General features: G+C 62.5%; 20 protein-coding genes and 1 tRNA gene. 15 read left to right on the top strand and 6 right to left on the bottom strand.

Features of this window, described 5'->3' with window-relative positions:
* The first annotated feature begins 70 nt into the window (after window positions 1-70).
* The 5 genes from JHW40_RS17215 (at window position 71) to JHW40_RS17195 (ending at window position 4,549) form a co-directional block, all read left to right on the top strand.
* Entirely contained in the window at window positions 71-292 is a 222-nt protein-coding gene (locus JHW40_RS17215) for a helix-turn-helix transcriptional regulator (protein WP_090611065.1), read from the top strand.
* Window positions 293-500: 208 nt separating this feature from the next.
* On the top strand, window positions 501-842 hold the full coding sequence (locus JHW40_RS17210; protein WP_170851760.1) for a hypothetical protein: 342 nt from the start codon (window positions 501-503) through the stop codon (window positions 840-842).
* 95 nt (window positions 843-937) lie between these two features.
* Window positions 938-3,070 (top strand): bifunctional DNA primase/polymerase, encoded by a 2,133-nt coding sequence (locus JHW40_RS17205; RefSeq protein ID WP_090611063.1) that lies wholly within the window; start codon window positions 938-940, stop codon window positions 3,068-3,070.
* 595 nt (window positions 3,071-3,665) lie between these two features.
* Window positions 3,666-4,211, top strand: a complete 546-nt coding sequence (locus JHW40_RS17200) for a hypothetical protein (protein WP_139208118.1) — start codon at window positions 3,666-3,668, stop codon at window positions 4,209-4,211.
* Window positions 4,208-4,549 carry a hypothetical protein gene (locus tag JHW40_RS17195; RefSeq protein ID WP_090611061.1) on the top strand — a complete coding sequence of 114 codons (342 nt, stop codon included), beginning with the start codon at window positions 4,208-4,210 and terminating at the stop codon, window positions 4,547-4,549. The genes JHW40_RS17200 and JHW40_RS17195 overlap by 4 nt, the downstream gene beginning before the upstream one ends.
* 119 nt (window positions 4,550-4,668) lie before the next feature.
* Here the strand turns inward: JHW40_RS17195 and JHW40_RS17190 are convergent, their stop codons facing one another.
* On the bottom strand, window positions 4,669-4,998 hold the full coding sequence (locus JHW40_RS17190; RefSeq protein WP_090611060.1) for a hypothetical protein: 330 nt from the start codon (window positions 4,996-4,998) through the stop codon (window positions 4,669-4,671).
* 44 nt (window positions 4,999-5,042) lie between these two features.
* Window positions 5,043-5,606, bottom strand: a complete 564-nt coding sequence (locus JHW40_RS17185) for a recombinase family protein (protein ID WP_090611059.1) — start codon at window positions 5,604-5,606, stop codon at window positions 5,043-5,045.
* A 272-nt stretch (window positions 5,607-5,878) separates the two neighbouring features.
* On the opposite strand from JHW40_RS17185, the gene JHW40_RS17180 reads away from it, so the two are divergent.
* From JHW40_RS17180 to JHW40_RS17140, 9 genes are all read left to right on the top strand, one after another.
* On the top strand, window positions 5,879-6,349 hold the full coding sequence (locus JHW40_RS17180) for a hypothetical protein (RefSeq protein ID WP_090611058.1): 471 nt from the start codon (window positions 5,879-5,881) through the stop codon (window positions 6,347-6,349).
* 412 nt (window positions 6,350-6,761) lie between these two features.
* Window positions 6,762-8,210: a hypothetical protein gene (locus tag JHW40_RS17175; protein ID WP_090611057.1), complete on the top strand. Its 1,449-nt coding sequence runs from the start codon at window positions 6,762-6,764 to the stop codon at window positions 8,208-8,210.
* Entirely contained in the window at window positions 8,207-11,206 is a 3,000-nt protein-coding gene (locus tag JHW40_RS17170; protein ID WP_090611056.1) for a hypothetical protein, read from the top strand. The genes JHW40_RS17175 and JHW40_RS17170 overlap by 4 nt, the downstream gene beginning before the upstream one ends.
* A complete protein-coding gene (locus JHW40_RS17165) occupies window positions 11,196-11,603 on the top strand; it encodes a hypothetical protein (protein WP_090611055.1) in 408 nt (135 codons plus the stop codon). The genes JHW40_RS17170 and JHW40_RS17165 overlap by 11 nt, the downstream gene beginning before the upstream one ends.
* Before the next feature lie 44 nt (window positions 11,604-11,647).
* A complete protein-coding gene (locus JHW40_RS17160; RefSeq protein ID WP_090611054.1) occupies window positions 11,648-12,094 on the top strand; it encodes a hypothetical protein in 447 nt (148 codons plus the stop codon).
* Window positions 12,095-12,395: 301 nt separating this feature from the next.
* Window positions 12,396-13,139 carry a sulfite exporter TauE/SafE family protein gene (locus JHW40_RS17155; RefSeq protein WP_090611053.1) on the top strand — a complete coding sequence of 248 codons (744 nt, stop codon included), beginning with the start codon at window positions 12,396-12,398 and terminating at the stop codon, window positions 13,137-13,139.
* Window positions 13,140-13,282: 143 nt separating this feature from the next.
* Window positions 13,283-13,531 (top strand): hypothetical protein, encoded by a 249-nt coding sequence (locus JHW40_RS17150; RefSeq protein WP_090611052.1) that lies wholly within the window; start codon window positions 13,283-13,285, stop codon window positions 13,529-13,531.
* A gap of 81 nt (window positions 13,532-13,612) precedes the next feature.
* Entirely contained in the window at window positions 13,613-13,861 is a 249-nt protein-coding gene (locus tag JHW40_RS17145; protein WP_244519133.1) for a hypothetical protein, read from the top strand.
* 4 nt (window positions 13,862-13,865) lie between these two features.
* Window positions 13,866-14,486 carry an SOS response-associated peptidase gene (locus JHW40_RS17140; protein WP_090611050.1) on the top strand — a complete coding sequence of 207 codons (621 nt, stop codon included), beginning with the start codon at window positions 13,866-13,868 and terminating at the stop codon, window positions 14,484-14,486.
* Window positions 14,487-14,501: 15 nt separating this feature from the next.
* Here the strand turns inward: JHW40_RS17140 and JHW40_RS17135 are convergent, their stop codons facing one another.
* Window positions 14,502-14,657 carry a hypothetical protein gene (locus JHW40_RS17135; protein ID WP_170851759.1) on the bottom strand — a complete coding sequence of 52 codons (156 nt, stop codon included), beginning with the start codon at window positions 14,655-14,657 and terminating at the stop codon, window positions 14,502-14,504.
* A 124-nt stretch (window positions 14,658-14,781) separates the two neighbouring features.
* Between JHW40_RS17135 and JHW40_RS17130 the strand changes: the two genes are divergently transcribed.
* Window positions 14,782-15,129, top strand: coding sequence for a hypothetical protein (locus JHW40_RS17130; protein WP_090611049.1), 348 nt, complete (start codon window positions 14,782-14,784; stop codon window positions 15,127-15,129).
* A gap of 70 nt (window positions 15,130-15,199) precedes the next feature.
* Here the strand turns inward: JHW40_RS17130 and JHW40_RS17125 are convergent, their stop codons facing one another.
* The 3 genes from JHW40_RS17125 to JHW40_RS17115 form a co-directional block, all read right to left on the bottom strand.
* On the bottom strand, window positions 15,200-15,490 hold the full coding sequence (locus tag JHW40_RS17125; RefSeq protein ID WP_090611048.1) for a HigA family addiction module antitoxin: 291 nt from the start codon (window positions 15,488-15,490) through the stop codon (window positions 15,200-15,202).
* Window positions 15,491-15,503: 13 nt separating this feature from the next.
* Window positions 15,504-15,785, bottom strand: coding sequence for a type II toxin-antitoxin system RelE/ParE family toxin (locus JHW40_RS17120; RefSeq protein WP_090611047.1), 282 nt, complete (start codon window positions 15,783-15,785; stop codon window positions 15,504-15,506).
* Between the two features lie 157 nt (window positions 15,786-15,942).
* A tRNA-Tyr gene (locus JHW40_RS17115) sits at window positions 15,943-16,026 on the bottom strand.
* Window positions 16,027-16,073 lie beyond the last annotated feature (47 nt).

Raw genomic sequence — 16,073 nt, 5'->3', positions numbered from 1 at the left:
TCCCAAATTAGAAACTAAATGTCCTTATGCTGCCATCCGCCCATTACGGGCAATCAGCAAGGGCACAAAAATGAAACAGGAAACCGCAACTCTGAACCCTGCCACGGTAACCGTGCCGCGGCTGATGACGCAGAAAGAGGTATCAGAGTATACGCGCTTGTCAGAAAAGTGGTTCGAGCGTGACCGTTGGGTCGGCGCCAGAATTCCCTACGTCAAGTTTGGCCGTCTGGTCCGTTATCGCGCCAGCGATGTCGCCGCTTTTATAGAAGCGAACTTGCAATCCGCAAAATAAGAAAACCGCCACCCCTGGGACAAGGAGCGGCGGCCATTATCAGTGTTCCTGATGCTGATATATTCCATTTGCACCTTGCCCGCAAGTAAAGAGGCAAGAAATGCTCAATAGAAACGAACGCCGGATTTCCGGTGCGCAAATCAAAACCGCCGCGTCTTTGGCGGCCGCCGCGTGCTACGGTCGCGATGAAACCGGGAAGAATGTGACGGTGGACAACCGCCGGGCGCGCGGCGCCCTGGAACGGGCTTTTGCGCAACTGATCCGCCGCGGCGGCAAATCATTCGTCATGCAGGTTTCAGAGCGCGAGGCGCTGGGCTTCCCCGGTCAACAGCCACATGTCGCGAACACGGTCTATGCGCTGGCTGTTGGCCTCGATGCGGCAGGCTGCGGCGCTTACGCCATTCAGGGCATGGGCTATGTGGAACATCGCAAGATGCCGGCGCGCATCAAGCGGATGGCTGACGCCGAAGCCGCCCGCATGGCAGGCGCAAAGGCCCGCGTGGAACTGCTGGAAATCCTTGACGTCGATGGCCTGCCCCAGACGGGTTGAACCCCGTCCCTGAAATCTGACCGCCCCGAGCCCAAGCCCCGAAACCATAACTGACCGAGGTTCGCGCGATTGCGGCCCGGCGCGGAAAGAATAACATGGCTGATACAGCAGAACCGCATGAAACCCCCGGCGACGTCACGCCGGAAGATCGTCTCGCCGCCGCCGCACTGGCCTATGCCGAACGCGGCTACCACGTCTTGCCCGTCGAGCCCAACGCCAAGGGCCCGCTGACACGGCACGGCTACAAGGATGCGTCCACCGATACCGATCAGATCAAGGCATGGTGGACGCGATGGCCGGATGCCAATATCGGGCTGGCGCTTTCCTTGTCCGGTCTGGTGGCCGTGGACATCGACGCTTACAAGGATGATTGCGAATGGCCGACCTTCGCCGTCGGTCGCGATGTGCCGGCCACACTGGAGCAACGCAGCGCCCGTGGTGGCACGCATCTGATATTCCGGGCCGAGCCGGGCGCCCGTTACCGGGACAAGCCCTGCAAAGGCGTGGATGGCAAGCATCAGGGCTATATCCTCGCAGAGCCGTCCGCATTTGAAGGGGGCGTTTATCGGTTTCAGAACGATATGACGCCCGCACAGGCGCCGGAATGGCTGAAGCGCCCCGAGCGCACGGCGGCCGAGACTTTCGGCAACCCGAACGGAACGTCGGGACGGTCGATGGCCGAGGTCGAGGAAGCCCTGTCCCATATCAGCGCGGATGTCTCTTACGACGATTGGTATCCGGTGCTGATGGCCATCCACCATGAGTTTGGCGACGAGGGCGTGTCGATAGCGGACGAATGGAGCGCCCGCGCGCCGCACCGCTACAAGGAAGGTCTGGTCTATGAGAAATTCGCCGGCTTTGGAAAGTCTGAAGTTTCGCAGCACGCGCCCGTAACCGCGGCGACACTGTTCAAACTGGCGAAGGAAGCCGGCGCCGATCTGGCCGCGTTGTCGCACAAGCACCAGGCGAAACGCGTGATTGGCTTGTTCGAAGTGATCGAAAACCCAAACGCCATTCCGTTCCCCGCGAAATACGACCCCGACGACACGGCGCTGGCCACTGTCTTCGACCAGATCGCGAAGCGGGATCGAGCCCCCGACGTCGAGGATGGCGAAGACGTCTATCCGGTCCAGCGGATCAGCGACATTATTACCCGGCCGAGCCCGGTTTTCTTGGTCAAAGAATTCTTGCCTAAAGAAGGCGTCGGGATACTGTTCGGGCCGTCCGGGTCGAAAAAGTCATTCATGGCTTTCGACTTGGCTATGTCGATCGTCCACGAATTCAAGGAATGGCATGGCCGAAGGATCAAACCGGCAGGTGACGGCAGCGTCATCTATATCGCCGGTGAAGGGTCGTCCGGGCTGAAACCCCGGATCAAGGCTTGGCTACAAGCACGGGGCGTTACTGATTATCAGGATGAAAAATTGTTCGTCATCGACATGGCGATTAATTTCAAGGACAGCAAGAATATAGACAGGCTGATACGGACCGCCAGAAGCTTGTCGGCAAGGCCCAGCTTGATAATTGTAGATACGTTGTCGCAGTCGATGGCCGGCGCGGATGAAAACAGCCAGGCAGATGCATCCTTGTTCGTGAACGCTTGCGGACGGCTTAAACGTGATCTGGGCGGTTGCGTGATGGCTGTTCATCACCCCTCAAAGAATGACAGCAAGAATATGCGGGGGTCTGGCACCTTCGGGAATGATGTGGATTTCACCCTACGGATGGAAAGTGCCCGAGGTTCGTTGGAAGGTGTTATAACCGTCGTGAAACAGAAGGATGGCCCCGAAAACATCGCCTATCCTTACAGATTGATCCACCATGTCCTCATGGACGAACCCGCCGACGAAGACGGCGAAATCCCGTCGTCGCTGGTGTTCGACCATATCGGGACAGACCAGATCGACAAGGGAAAGCCCGATGCTTCCGCGCAGGGCGGTCCCGATCAGGCGCCGGAAGTTCTGAAGCTTATGAAGGCCGATTACGACGCCGGGCGCGGATGGCTATACGCGAACAATGTTACCGACCGCACCCGGCGCTTCCGCTATATCATGGCCCGGGCCTTTGACATTAAGGCCGATCGGGCAAAGGAAATGGTTGATGGCTGGGTGGCCGAAGGCATCGTGACCGTCGAAACAAGCCCAGGTCAGCGGGCAAAAGTGCTGGTGCCGCAGTTCGTGCCGGTTGATCCGGCCAGTGTTTTCGATGACGTGGGCGTATTCGGCTGATCGCAGGAGCGCACGCCACCACCTTCAAGGCGATATGCGCCGCGTCGATGGTTCCCGCCATCGTCGCGGCGATCGTCGTTCTGTGGGCGGATTTTAGCGTTGTGACATACAAATCTTAGGCCGATTTAAGGTTTGTATGTCGTGCAAGTCGCCTGCAAGTAGATTTCGGACCTAGGCTAAGTCATTGATTTCATTGTGCAAGTAAGTGCAAGTGCAAGTGGCCTGCAAGTGGCCTGCAAGTAGAACAAGTTCCTTTGTAAGTTATTGATTTTATTTAAACAAGTAGAAAGCCCCGACTTGCAAACACAAGTGCAAGCTGCCCTATATAAGAGATGGCTTGCGCGCACCGGGTCGGGGTCGCTTCGCTACCCCAGAGAGGCCCCCCGACCCAGTGCGGCTGCGCCCAATCATATCTTATCGGTTTGATAGACGGCCACTGGTTGATTTTCGGACCCGCTGGCAAGGGATGGGACATGGCCGTCATTTGGGCGCGCAGCACCGAACAAACATAAGGCTTCCTATGGCCGCCAGCGGTGTGGTATAGTTATACCTCATGAGATTGTTTCTATTTTATGGCATCGAGGGACGCCGACGGATGACAGAGCGAAAGAAGAAAAGCGCGCCGCCCGCGCTCATCGCTGCGGGCCGGGAAGTTCTGCGCCGCCGGGCGGCCCAGCGGCACCTGATGCCCAAATGCGGGGCCATCGCGAAACACAGCGGCCAGCCCTGCCGGCATCTGGCGTTGGCGAATGGGCGTTGCCAATATCATGGCGGCAAGACGCCGAAAGGCAAGAACTGGCACCGGATGCAATTGCCGGACAAATCCGCGCCGAACGCATGGCCGAAAACAGAGGCAAAGCTGTGGAAGGCCCGCAAGGATCAGGAAGCCCGCGCAAAGCGACTGGCCCGGATGACGCCCGAGGAACGGGCCGCACATGACAAATGGCACCGCGACCGGCCGCTGGGCACGCCCGAGTATCGCCAGCGCAAGAAGCTGGAGCGCCAGCAGAACGCAGAGACGCGCGCGCGGTGGGCGGAACACGACAAGGCCGCCGATCGAGCCGCAGCCGCCAGCACGGCGCCGGCACAACCCGAAACCGTGGCTGACGACCACCTTGCAGAAGATTGGATTTTCGGATGACCGCAAAGAAAACCCCCCGCGCCGCCAAGCGCGACATCATGGACCGCATCCACCTGGAGGGCGTCCCGGCTGCCTTTCAGGCGATGTTGGAGGTCTGCCGCGATCCGAAGGCCCCGGCGCCCGCGCGCGCGGCCTGCGGCTCGGCCTTATTCCGCGCCGCCGGTCTGTTCGATACCAAGGACGGCGGCGGCGGCCTCGACAAGAACCCGGGCGATATGACGGCCGATGAACTGGCCGAATTCATCCGCAACGGCGAGGCGCACATTGCCAATCTGCAAAAGCAGTCGGCTGCGCTCGATGCGGAGGCCCAGGACGGCGAAGACGGTCTGTTCGGATAATCCTTCCCCGCGGCGGCGCCATAGCTGCCACAGGGCCGCCCAGCAGGGCGCAGGACGCGAGGGCGCCGAGGATCGCGCAAGGCGGCCGCGGAACCGCCCAGCGCCGCGCAGGGGCCGCGCTACAGGGCCCATGTCCCCGGTGCCGCATCGTCGTTTGCCGGTTCGATATATGGGAACGGTGCGGGCGGCAGGTTCCAGAAGACGTCGAGAGCCTTGAAGCGATCGGTGCAACCCTCGACCCGGTATTGATCGCGGTAACCGTCCAGCATCCGACGCGCGCGGTTCCGAATGGACGCATTGCTGGCGTCCAGCGCCAAGCCGGCCAAGTCTTCCAATGACCACCAGATTTCGAGTTGATCGCGCTGGGCCTTTGCTTCGGCCAATTCGTTCATGATGGTAAGAAGGGTCGAGGCTTCGCGGCGTGCGGCAGATTGGTTTTCGTCGTGCATTGGCTTTGTCCTTTTATTGGGTGGCGGTCGATCGAGAGGGCGTGTCAGGCGTTCGCGGTATCGTTCAGGATGCGGTAGACGCTGGCGCGGCCGATCCCGAGGCGGCGGGCGATTTCCGTTCCGCCGATGCCATCGCGGTGCAGGGCAAGCACATCATCAGCTTTCGCGCGGGCGGTCGGGGCGCGGCCCTTGTATTTGCCTTCGGCTTTGGCCTTCGCGATCCCTTCGCGCTGGCGTTCCAGCATGATTTCCCGCTCGAACTCGGCAACGCCGCCCAGAATGGTCAACATCAGCTTGCCGGTGGGGGTGGACGTATCAATGCCCATGGCGAGGATGCGCAAGGCCACGCCCTTGCCTTCCAGAAGGGCCAGCACCTCGACCAGATGCGCGACTGATCGCGCCAACCGGTCCAGCTTCGTGACAATCAACGTATCGCCCTGACGGGCGAAGGCCAGAGCCGCGGCCAGTTGTTCACGCTTCGCCACGTCCACGGAAGAAACTTCCTCGATAAAGACGCGCTCGCAACCTGCCGCTTCCAGATCGCGCTTTTGCGCGTCCAGTCCGGCCTTCTGGTCCAGGGTCGATGTGCGGGCATATCCAATCAGCATTTTACCATCCCTCATACTGTCTCACAGGTTCTAAGACGTTATAGGGTGAACTGTCTCAATGCGTCAACACCATTCTTTTGAGACATATCTGCATTCGCCGTGAGACATCCCGCTTGGGCTTGGTCAGTGAGACAGTCGCCCCGTGCTTGCGCCATCGGCGAGCGCGAGATTGGCCGCTGTGCAATCGGTCATGCGCCTAAATGTGTCCGCGATTCGTTGCGTCCGCATATCGGATGCCGCACGATCAAGCCGGCGTAACGCGGTGAGGGGCGATGCGAAGGACAGCGAAGCTTTGGGCGATATGCGCTAACGTTCTTTTTGCCGGCCATGTTGGCACGGTCAGCGCAGAACAGGTCATGCTGCCGCTGCCGGAAGCCCCGGCGCGCCAACTGACTTGCGAATGGGGCGCATCGCGTGAATTGACGTATGACGACCCTGCAAACCCCGAGGTTCGGGAAATCCCGCTGGGCGGTGACCACAAGCCGACATTCACGATGTGGACCGACGGCCGGGCGTTATCCGACATTTCGCTTTCCCGCTGGGCGGATTGGATGCAGATCGGCAGCGGCAAGCAAATCTGCACAGAGAACCACATTTCCATAACTTGCGGATATGGGCCGACGGCGATCGTCCTTGACCGACGAACGTTGCGGGGCGTCGAGTTGAACACTTTCAGCCTGTTTCTGACAGAGGAAACGCCCAGCGTGCAAATATCCAACTTCCTTTGCCGCTTCACTGGATGACCCGCAGCAACCTGGGAACATTCCAGGCGCGCGAATATTACCAACCCGGCGCGCTGCCTTCCGGTGCGCCGTTACTGCCCGCCCCGCGCTTTCCCCGTGCGCGGGGCACCTTCACTCATCTGACCGGCCCGCGTCGCCGTCGCCGAGCGACTTGGCCGCCTCCGTCGTTAGGGGTCGAGGCCAACGCCGGTTGCTGTCCCGCATCGGCCGTTGCCGTGTGCGGCGCCCAATCCGCACCTGCTTTACCCCCTGTCGAGTTATCCTGTCGCAGGTGAGGTAATCAGATACCGTATCGCGATCATTTCCGCGCAAATTCAGTGCAGTTTTTCATCGTTTCATCTGATTTTCAGGGTGTTTTTCGCTGACATTGTGGTATTATAACACCACACACGCGGGGCTGTAGGAGTGACGCATGAATATCAGGGCCAACAGATATAACGATCCGTCGCTGGGCGCCGCGTTCGAGAGCCTTGCGGGCATGTTCGCCCCGATGAGCGGATCGGACGTGGCCGGTTATGCGGCGGCCGATCTGAACCGGCAGCAGGCCGCTCGGCAGGCGCAACAGCTTTCGTTGATCGACATGTTCGCCAGCGGCGAGGGCCCGATCGACGACCGCGCCGGCATCGCGGCGGGGCTCTACACGCCGAACCAATCCTGGGGCGCGGTGCAGATGGGCGACGCGACCAATCGGCGCGGGCAAGACCTGACGCGGGAAGCAGCCATTTACGGCCACGATCAGGCACTGGCCGGAACGAAATACACCAGCGACAACACCCTGAAGGGCAATATCTTCGGCCATGTCTCGGCACCGCTGGCGCAAGGCGAGGTGCGACAGGTGCCGGACGACGTCGCGGCATGGGCGACCGGCGGCAATGTCGGCGGTATCGACCAGGCCGGCGCGCCCAAACCCTTGTCGAAAACAGAGGTCGAGGGTCAGCTTCTCGGGCAGGCGGCACTGGACGACCCGGACTTTGCGAATTGGGTTCTGGGCGGCTCGAAAGACCCGGTCAACGCGGTGGATGCTGACGGCAATGCCATTCTGGCCCGGCCGCATGAAGCCGCAGGAATGGGGGTCTATGAGGACAGATCGAAAATCCCCGGCATCAAATCCGTGCGGACGCCCGATGGCCGCGTGACCGGCGCGGTCGAGGATCACGGCGGCTATGTCGAGGCAAGAACCGGCAACCCGCTGCCCGCAGGCACGATCCCGTTCAGCGCCAATGCGACCGGCGACGCCGATGCAATGGGGTTGGGCCGGACGCCACAGAACCGCATTCAAACCGACCTCCTGGAGGTCGAGGCGGCAAAATCCACGGCGAACCGCCTTCTGCCTTTGCTGCAAGAAAACCCCGGTGCGCTGGGCGCGGTCGGCTGGTTGCAGGGGACCGCGCAGGATGCGATTTCCACCGGCGGCGAAATCGGCCAGTTGTTCGGCAATGGTTATCACGACGTTTTCCAGGACATCCAGAACGGCGTCGCAGATGCCGGATTGATCGGGGCGGGCGGCGTGCTGAACCCGGCGCTGCCCCGTATCGACTTCCTGAAAAACCTGTTCGTCTACCAGATCGCAAAGGTTCAGTCTGGCGAACGGCTGTCGAATGAAGACGTCAAGAACTGGCGTCAATCGCTGGGCCTCGACGGCGGTTTGAGCAACGCCTTCCGGGGCACCAATGCGCTGGATGAAGCTATCACCATGCTGAACACGCGCGAGGCCACCTTGCGCCAGTCGCTCGAACAGAACTCCGTTGCCAGCACCGGCCCGGTTCCGGGTCTGGGCGATGGCAGCACGACCACGCCGCCCCCGGCCAACCAGGCCGGCGGCAATGACGATCTGTTCCGCAAATACGGATTGCAGCCATGAACTTTGACGAAGTGATGGCCGCCGCAAGGCAGGCCGATGCCGCGGGCGAAGCGGACGATGCGCGCCGGTTGCTGGAAATCGCGATAACGCTGCGCGACCAGCCGCAGGCCGCACCGGCACCCGCCGAGCCGTCCGCGCTGGAGCAAGAGGCCGCGCTGATCGCCCCGCCGATCTATGCCGATGGCACCGTGGCGCCCGGCGCGACCGATGACGACCCGGTCAACAACTGGTTTCTGGACGTGGCCGCATCCGGGGCCAAGGGCGTTCGTGACGGGGTGACGGCCATTCCCGATGCTGCCGTGCATGGCATCAACAATCTGCCCCGCGTGCTGAACCTGCCGAAACTGATCCCCGGCATGGAAGACGCTTACCCCGATATCGGCTCGATCACCGATGCGGGGGCGGCCTTCGATAACTGGATTGCAGGCGACGGCTTTTCCGTTCCCGAGGGCACCCGGACAGCGCCGGTCACGTTGCAGGACTTCACCAATGGCTTCGGGGCGCTGGACTATGAGCCCCAGACCCAGACGGGCCGGTTCGCGGAACGCGTCGGCAATGAGGTCGGCGCATCGGCCCTGCCGGTGGGCGCCGCGCTGCGCTATGGCGAAAACTTCGTCGGCAATCCTGCGGTGCGCCGCGCGACGCATGAGGGCATCCGCAACCTGGTCGAACCGTTCGTGCGCAACCCCCGCGCCGCAGTCACCCGAGAGATGGCGGGCGCCGTGGCCGCAGGATCGGGCGCCGCAGCGGCCAATATGGCCCATGACGCGGCCACCGGCGGCGACGGCGGGACGTGGTGGACCGATCTTGTCGGCGGCCTTGGCGGGCTGGGTATCGCAGGCGCCGCCGAAGGCATCGGCCGATCTGTCGCCAATATCGGCCGTCATGTCAGCGGATCGCCCCGCTTTCAGGAAAGCATTGCGGGCGAGGCCGTGGCCGACAGGCTGGTGGACAATTCGACCACCATGCAGGCGGAACGTTTCGCGGGCAGGCCGCTGGACGCGGATGTTCTGGCCGATCGGCTGGACAACCCGACCGCGCTGGAGAACCTGGTGCCCGGTTATCGCGCTGGCACGGCCGACAGGGCGGGCGACAGCGGCATCCGATCGCTGGCCTATAACACCGAGGCGCTGGCGCCGGGAGCGGCCAATATGCGCCGCGAACGGAACATGTCGGCTGTTGGCGATCATATCCGCGGCCTTATCCCCGATGGGAACGCCCCGGCCTTTCTGGATACCGTGCGCGACAGTGCAGGCGCGATCATCGACAGCGCCCGCGGCACCGCAGGCACCGCCCGCGCGCAACTGGATGACGCATTGGACGCCGTGCGCCCCCGGATGCAGCCGATCGACCGCGGCCAGATGATCCGCGACGACATGACGAACCTGCACGGCGAGCGCACCGCCGAATACCGTCAGGCCTATGAGGCCCGCGACGCTGCAATGGCGAATGACCGGATCGAGGCCGGGGCGCCATATCGGGCGCTGCGCGGCGAGGCCGACCGGATGACGGCCTATGAACAGGACGCCTATGTGCCGGCCGATGTCATGGGGACCGCCCGCAGGATCGCCCCGGACGCATCATCGCCCGAGGCGACAGGACTGGTCGATATGTTCGGCGCCCCGGTCATGCGTCAGCCCGACGTCGCCGCAGAAATCCCGCTGTCAGAGGCGCTGTCATTGCGGCATGGGCTGACGACCCGCCAGCGCGAGGCATTGGCCGCCGGGCGCGCGCCGGAACATCGCGCCATTTCACGCATGAACGATGCGCTGCGCCGCGAGATTGACGGCGCCATGTCGCCCGAGACGCGGGCCTTGGATGAAACCGCGCGCGGCTTGCGCCGGTCGGTGGCGGCCGATTTCGAGGACGGCAACCTGCCGTCGCGCATTCTCGACCAGACCGCGCATGATCGGCCGAAACTGGCGACAGAGGCCATCGGGCCGCGTGTGACCGGCAGCGAAACCGGATACCGCGACACGATGCGCCTGACCGGCACCCGCGAAGGCACGCGCGGCGCGGTTCGCGACCAGATACTGGCCGATGCGGGCAACGCCGGCGCGCTGCGCAATCAGGACAGCCTGAACCGCTTTCTGACCCAGCGGGCCTATCAGTTTGACGATTTCCCCGATGCCCGCGCCGCGCTGGAGGCCGCAGGCGTCAGCCGCACGCAACTGGATCAGGCCGAGGCGTTCGTCAAGGCGCAGGAAGGCCGCTATGCACCGGGCAGCAATTCCCCCGTTGGCCGGTTCACCCGCCACGATGATACGGGCGTTGCGGACGCCATGCGGGGCGTGTGGAAGTCTGCGCAGCCCCGGCAGGCGATCAAGGAGGTTCTGGATACGGCCGGACGATCGCCGCAGAACCTGAAGAACGCGCGCGCTGCTTTCTTCGAGGACATGGCCCGGACGACCACCAATTCCGGCCACGACGCGGCGGGCAATATCGTCTGGAATGGTCGCGTGCTGGATGGTTTCCTGAAGAACCCGAAGGTTCAGGCCGTCATGGACGAATTGTGGCAGGGCAGCGAAACCCACCTGAAGAACCTGCGCGAGATTGGTTCTGCGCTGATCGACAGCGAAAGCGCCTTGCGCGCCAAGCCCCCGGCATCGTCGGGCACCGCCTCGATCAGCCTGCAAGGCAAGATCGACCCGGCGCTTACCGCCACGTCGGTTTCCTCGACGCTGCGTTCCGTCCAGCGCGGCCAGATGTCCAAACCGATCGCAGGCATCCACCTGCTGGCGGGCTGGGTCCGGGGCCGGTCCCGGCAGGTGCAGGCCGCCGCGATCAACGAGTTGATGACCAAGGCAATGGACGACCCGACGCTGGCCGCCGCGCTGCTGCGCAAACATAACCCCTATGATGCGCAACTGATGGGCCGCCGGTTCCTGCGCTCTCATGGGCTGCGCGTGCCGCAGCTTGCCAACATCGTGAATGAGGAATTGGGCGGTTACAGCGAAGCGGACCAGGCGTTCGATGAATTTATCGGTGCAGATTGATCTTTCCGGCGGCCCCGCCCGATCGGGCCGGGCCGTCCCTGTCCGGGGCATCGGCCGGCGCGCGCCGCCCGCGTCGCCGGTTTCACCGATCCCCGTCGAGGCAGCCGCTTGTCGTCAGCTATGGGCGCGGGTGATCGAAACCGCGTTGCTGGACGCCACAGGATACGGCACCGGCCTGACGGCGGGGGAACGCGAGCCCGTCCGGCGCCATGCGGACATATGGTTGCGGCGCAGTCCCGAGTTGCTGACCGTCGCGGCGCTGGCCGAAATTGATGGCCGGGCGCTGCGGCAACGCTACATCGCGGGGCTGGTCGATATGTCGGGGCTGATCTTGAAACGACATGGCAGGCGCCTGAACACCGACCCGGATCAGGGCGCGGCACATCTTCAGCAATAGGCAGAGAAATGAGAACAGGCTTTCCCATAAACCACGGCGCGCGTATGACGCCGGACGAACGGGCCAGGATGATCATCGGCTTTCTGCAACGCGCCGCAGCGGGCGATAACACAGCGTATTATGTTTCCCATGCGCTCTGTTCGCTCGATCGGCTCTATGAGCGCGGGCGCATATCCAAGGAATGGGCGTTGCAGATCATCGGCGCTCTGGCATTGGTGAACAGTCCGGTGCTGGCGATGTTTCCCGATCCCGCACAGCGGAACATGGCCAGCAAGGGCATAAGCGGCGCCGTGCATATGGCGGCGCTGTGGGGCAAGCTGGACCGGGGGCCGAGGCCGGACGTCGCCGATCATGTGGCGCCGATCATCGCCAGATGGCTGCGCAACGCCTGCCACAACATCTGTATTGAAGGCGATCTGCACGACCTGGCCCAGCGGGCGATTGCCGCCAGACCTGCACCGACGCATGAGGCACCAGCCATTCTGCAATGATCGCGGCGCGCGCCCAGGCGGGAAGGGCCGGGCCGCACCCCCGGACCCACCCCCCCCGGTATCACTCCAAATTCACCCCGAAAACGGCCGTGCCATGCCCGCACAAAATTGCCGTTTTCTGGAACTTTGGGCCCGAGCCCGAATAGCCCGATCCCCCGTGACGCGGGGCCGGTCAGCAGGCCATTTCGTCCATCCCGCGCGGGGCGCTGCTGTGGGTGGTAGCTTTCAACCCAGTATCTGCCCTTGGCGCAAACCTTCACAGGGGGCATACAGTGGGACTGTCGCAGGCTAAGGGAATACTTTGAACAGCGAAACACTTCTGCTCTCGATGGCATTTCTGGCCACGGCTCTGATCTATGCGGCGGTCGGGCAGGCCGGGGCTTCGGGCTATATCGCCATCATGGGATTGGCAGGTTTTGCGCCCCTTGCCATGAAAACGACGGCCCTTTCTCTGAATCTGCTGGTTGCCGGCATCGGCACCGCCCTGTTCCTGCGGGCGGGAAGGCTATCATGGCGAAATGTCTGGCCCTTCGCTGTGCTGGGCTTCCCCTTCTCGATGCTGGGCGGCGCAGTTCACCTGTCCGAGAACGTCTATTTTCCGGTGGTCGGGGCGGTTCTGATCCTTTCTGCGCTTCAGATGGCCCGAACAGCGTTTATGGGCAAAGCTGCTGGATCGGATGCGCCTGCCACGCCCCCTTTTGCGGCGGCGTTAGTCACGGGGGCAATCATCGGTTTCGTCTCGGGGACGACCGGCACAGGCGGCGGCGTATTCCTAGCCCCCATTATCCTGACGATGAACTGGGGAACGGCGCGGCAGACAGCCGCCACTACGGCAGTTTACAATCTCATAAACTCCTTCGCGGCGCTAATCGGGGCGTATGCCGCTTGGGATCATATCCCCTCATCGCTTCCCGCATGGCTCGTTGCTGTTGCCGCTGGCGGGACCATCGGGGCCTATATCGGCAGCCGTTTTCTATCTGACCGCTGGCTGCGCGGGATATTGTCGTTTCTACTCGTGATGTCAGGCATCAAGCTTATCTGGTAGCGCCTCGCGATGAACACACCCCAAAATCTGCCGCTTCCCCGCCACCCGTCAGTCCCAACCGGCGCAATCGCGAAGACCTGATTACCGGGCGCCTTGCCTAAGTGTTCCCTCTATGTTCTCATTGCCTCGAAAGGAATCGAGGCATGGCGAAGTGGACGCGCAGGAAGATGACCATCGACGGGCGGGTCATAGGCGATGACTGGTTGGTCAAGCGCGACGGTTGGGTTGTGGGCCGTGTCCGGTTGCAGAATATCCCCGACAAGGGGTTAAAATGGCTATGGCAGACGATCACCGACGAACGCGCTTCCGGCCAGGTCGATACGATCGAACATGCGCTGGAGAAGGTCCGGGCCAACGCTACAGAAACCTGGCCGGTTGAACGCTTCCGGTAATCTGTCAGCACCATGCCCGCGGTCCCGTCAAACAATCCTACGGTCAACAGAACGATCCGCACATGCGCGCATGACGGCCTCATGATCGTCATGCGCTGCAATGGCTGCCGCCGACAGGTCAACTATTGGGCGTCCGATCTGGTGAAGGTGGCCCCCAATCCTGACCATCAGGCGCATATACCGCTGTGGCCCTGTTCGCGCTGCCGGACGAAGGAATACATGGTGATGCGGTGGCATTACCCGATGGCGGCCGAACTGGTCGAGGGCTTGACCGTGCGCCGTCCTGTTCGCAAGGTCGAACGCTGGATATGGCGCGACGAAAAGGCGTGACCGCATGTGCAATCTTTATTCCAACACGTCCACGCAAGAGGCCATGCGCCGGATCATTGAAAGCCTGTCCGATCAAGCGGGCAACCTGCAACCGGGCATGTTCTATCCCGACCAGATGGCGCCGATCGTTAGGCACGGCGCGGACGGGCCGGAACTGGTCAAAGCGCGTTGGGGCATGCCGTCACCGCCCAGCGTCCTGAAAACCGCTCGTGATCCTGGCGTGACGAACGTGCGCAATCTCGGGTCTGCCCATTGGCGCCGATGGCTGGGGCCGGACAACCGTTGTCTTGTTCCGCTGACCAGCTTCGCCGAGCCGCTGGGAAAGGGCCGGGGCAACCAATGGTTTGCGGCGGCCGATCCTGACGCGCAGATGTTCTTTGCCGGCATCGAGGTTCGGGACTGGCGATCGGTGCGGAAGGTGAAGGACGGCGAGACGAAGGACGACCTGTTTGCGTTCCTGACCTGCGAGCCGAACTCCGAGGTGAAGGCCGTCCATCCCAAAGCCATGCCGGTGATCCTGACCAGGCCGGACGAATGGCGGGCATGGTTGGCGGGGCATCCCGCGCCGGACATGCAACGGCCGCTGCCCGACGGGACGCTGCAACTGATCGACGAACCGCGCTAAGGCCGCGGGGCAGCGTCAGTCCTTCGGCAGATGGCCGTTTTCGCGCAGCCAGTCGCGCAAGACGATCGTCACCAGCGACGAAACCGATCTATCGTCAGCTTTCGCGGCGGCCTCAAGCGCCGCCTTGATTTCGGGGTCGATGCGAAACCCGATCGGGGCGCCCTTAGCCATCTACTACGTTCTCCAACAATGTTGTTGTATTATGTTGGAGAGTGTAGTAGATCGAAGCGGGCCGGGCAAGAGTTTGCCCCTCTTAACCGGCCCTAACCGAAACCCGATCGACAGGAGATCGCGAATGGCTACCAACGATCATACCACCCACGGCACGCCCGAGGAAACCAGAAGCACCGGCGCGCAGGCACAAAAGCCCCATTTCGATGCCGTCGCCATGCAGGCGGGGGCATTCAGCGCAGATCGCGAACGACTGTTCGGTGCGCGGGCCCGCATGGCGGCCCTGACGGTCGCAAAGACGCAAGACGAATTGCGCCGCGACTTCGAGGACGACCCGGAAGCCCTGACCGATCTGTCGGACACGCTGGCCGCCCTTTCGGATGAGTGCAAAGCGGTGCTGGCGATCGCGGACGCCGCGGCGGCCCGGCTGCTGATCGTGGGGCAAGAAATCTGTGGCGAGATGGCCGACTGATCGGCGCCCGACACAACGCATGAGCGCCCGGCTTCGGTCGGGCGTTTTCATTTCCGATGCGCTGGAGGCGTCAGGCCGCTTGCAGCGGCTTGATACCGGAAACGTCCACATGGCCGCGCGCTTCGGTGAGATCATAGGCACGCTGAAGGTTCATCCAGAATTCGGCGGTATTCCCGAAGAACGCCGACAGCCGCAGCGCCGTGTCAGCGGTGACGGGCGTCACGCCCTTCACAAGCCGTTCTATCCGGGTGCGCGGGACGTCCAGACGCTTGGCCAACGCGCCCGCGCTCATGTCGAGCGGTTGCAGGAACAGTTCGGCAAGCACTTCGCCGGGGTGCGACGGATTGGTAAGAGCGATCATCGGCATTCCCCTTTCAATGGTAGTCCACGATTTCGACATCCGCGGGGCCGGTTTCCGTCCACACAAAGCAGATGCGCCATTGTTTGTTGATGCGGACGGAATGTTGCCCCGCCCGGTCGCCTTTCAGTTCCTCAAGATGGTTTCCCGGAGGAAACCGCAGGTCTTCAAGCACAGTGGCCGCATGAAGCGCCGACAGCATCGCACGGGTGCGCTTCACCAGATCAGAAGGGAAGCCCTTGCCGAACCGATCCTTTACCGCATCGGCGGCCAGCTTTCCTCTGGTGCTTTGTAACATGGCTTCAATGTATCGCGGCGTGATACATAGTCAATCTGTCAGCCCTCACATGTTCGCGAGAAATCTAAGCATCCTGCTTACATATTGCTTACACGGCGCGTCCAAAACAGCCTAAACTGTTTCGAGAAGTTCCACCTAAGTCTTTGATTTGAAAGAATGGTGGGCGACCCTGGAATCGAACCAGGCATGGGTCTCCCCGGCGGAGTTACAGTCCGCTGCCGCACCTTGCAGCACGTCGCCCGCCTCACCATCGGCGTGGGGGGTGATTATCCGTCCAAGAGCGGGGCG

It is taken from the genome of Paracoccus alcaliphilus, assembly GCF_028553725.1.
GTDB classification, from domain to species: domain Bacteria; phylum Pseudomonadota; class Alphaproteobacteria; order Rhodobacterales; family Rhodobacteraceae; genus Paracoccus; species Paracoccus alcaliphilus.
Note: the sequence above shows the minus strand (reverse complement) of the source record. Positions and strands in the feature narration are given on the sequence as shown.

Bases quoted from the DNA above. Each gene is read 5' to 3' on its own strand.
- JHW40_RS17215 (WP_090611065.1), top strand. From the start codon at position 71: ATGAAACAGGAAACCGCAACTCTGAACCCTGCCACGGTAACCGTGCCG.
- JHW40_RS17205 (WP_090611063.1), top strand. From the start codon at position 938: ATGGCTGATACAGCAGAACCGCATGAAACCCCCGGCGACGTCACGCCG.
- JHW40_RS17200 (WP_139208118.1), top strand. From the start codon at position 3,666: ATGACAGAGCGAAAGAAGAAAAGCGCGCCGCCCGCGCTCATCGCTGCG.
- JHW40_RS17195 (WP_090611061.1), top strand. From the start codon at position 4,208: ATGACCGCAAAGAAAACCCCCCGCGCCGCCAAGCGCGACATCATGGAC.
- JHW40_RS17190 (WP_090611060.1), bottom strand. From the start codon at position 4,998: ATGCACGACGAAAACCAATCTGCCGCACGCCGCGAAGCCTCGACCCTT.
- JHW40_RS17185 (WP_090611059.1), bottom strand. From the start codon at position 5,606: ATGCTGATTGGATATGCCCGCACATCGACCCTGGACCAGAAGGCCGGA.
- JHW40_RS17180 (WP_090611058.1), top strand. From the start codon at position 5,879: ATGCGAAGGACAGCGAAGCTTTGGGCGATATGCGCTAACGTTCTTTTT.
- JHW40_RS17175 (WP_090611057.1), top strand. From the start codon at position 6,762: ATGAATATCAGGGCCAACAGATATAACGATCCGTCGCTGGGCGCCGCG.
- JHW40_RS17170 (WP_090611056.1), top strand. From the start codon at position 8,207: ATGAACTTTGACGAAGTGATGGCCGCCGCAAGGCAGGCCGATGCCGCG.
- JHW40_RS17160 (WP_090611054.1), top strand. From the start codon at position 11,648: ATGACGCCGGACGAACGGGCCAGGATGATCATCGGCTTTCTGCAACGC.
- JHW40_RS17150 (WP_090611052.1), top strand. From the start codon at position 13,283: ATGGCGAAGTGGACGCGCAGGAAGATGACCATCGACGGGCGGGTCATA.
- JHW40_RS17145 (WP_244519133.1), top strand. From the start codon at position 13,613: ATGATCGTCATGCGCTGCAATGGCTGCCGCCGACAGGTCAACTATTGG.
- JHW40_RS17140 (WP_090611050.1), top strand. From the start codon at position 13,866: ATGTGCAATCTTTATTCCAACACGTCCACGCAAGAGGCCATGCGCCGG.
- JHW40_RS17135 (WP_170851759.1), bottom strand. From the start codon at position 14,657: ATGGCTAAGGGCGCCCCGATCGGGTTTCGCATCGACCCCGAAATCAAG.
- JHW40_RS17130 (WP_090611049.1), top strand. From the start codon at position 14,782: ATGGCTACCAACGATCATACCACCCACGGCACGCCCGAGGAAACCAGA.
- JHW40_RS17125 (WP_090611048.1), bottom strand. From the start codon at position 15,490: ATGATCGCTCTTACCAATCCGTCGCACCCCGGCGAAGTGCTTGCCGAA.
- JHW40_RS17120 (WP_090611047.1), bottom strand. From the start codon at position 15,785: ATGTTACAAAGCACCAGAGGAAAGCTGGCCGCCGATGCGGTAAAGGAT.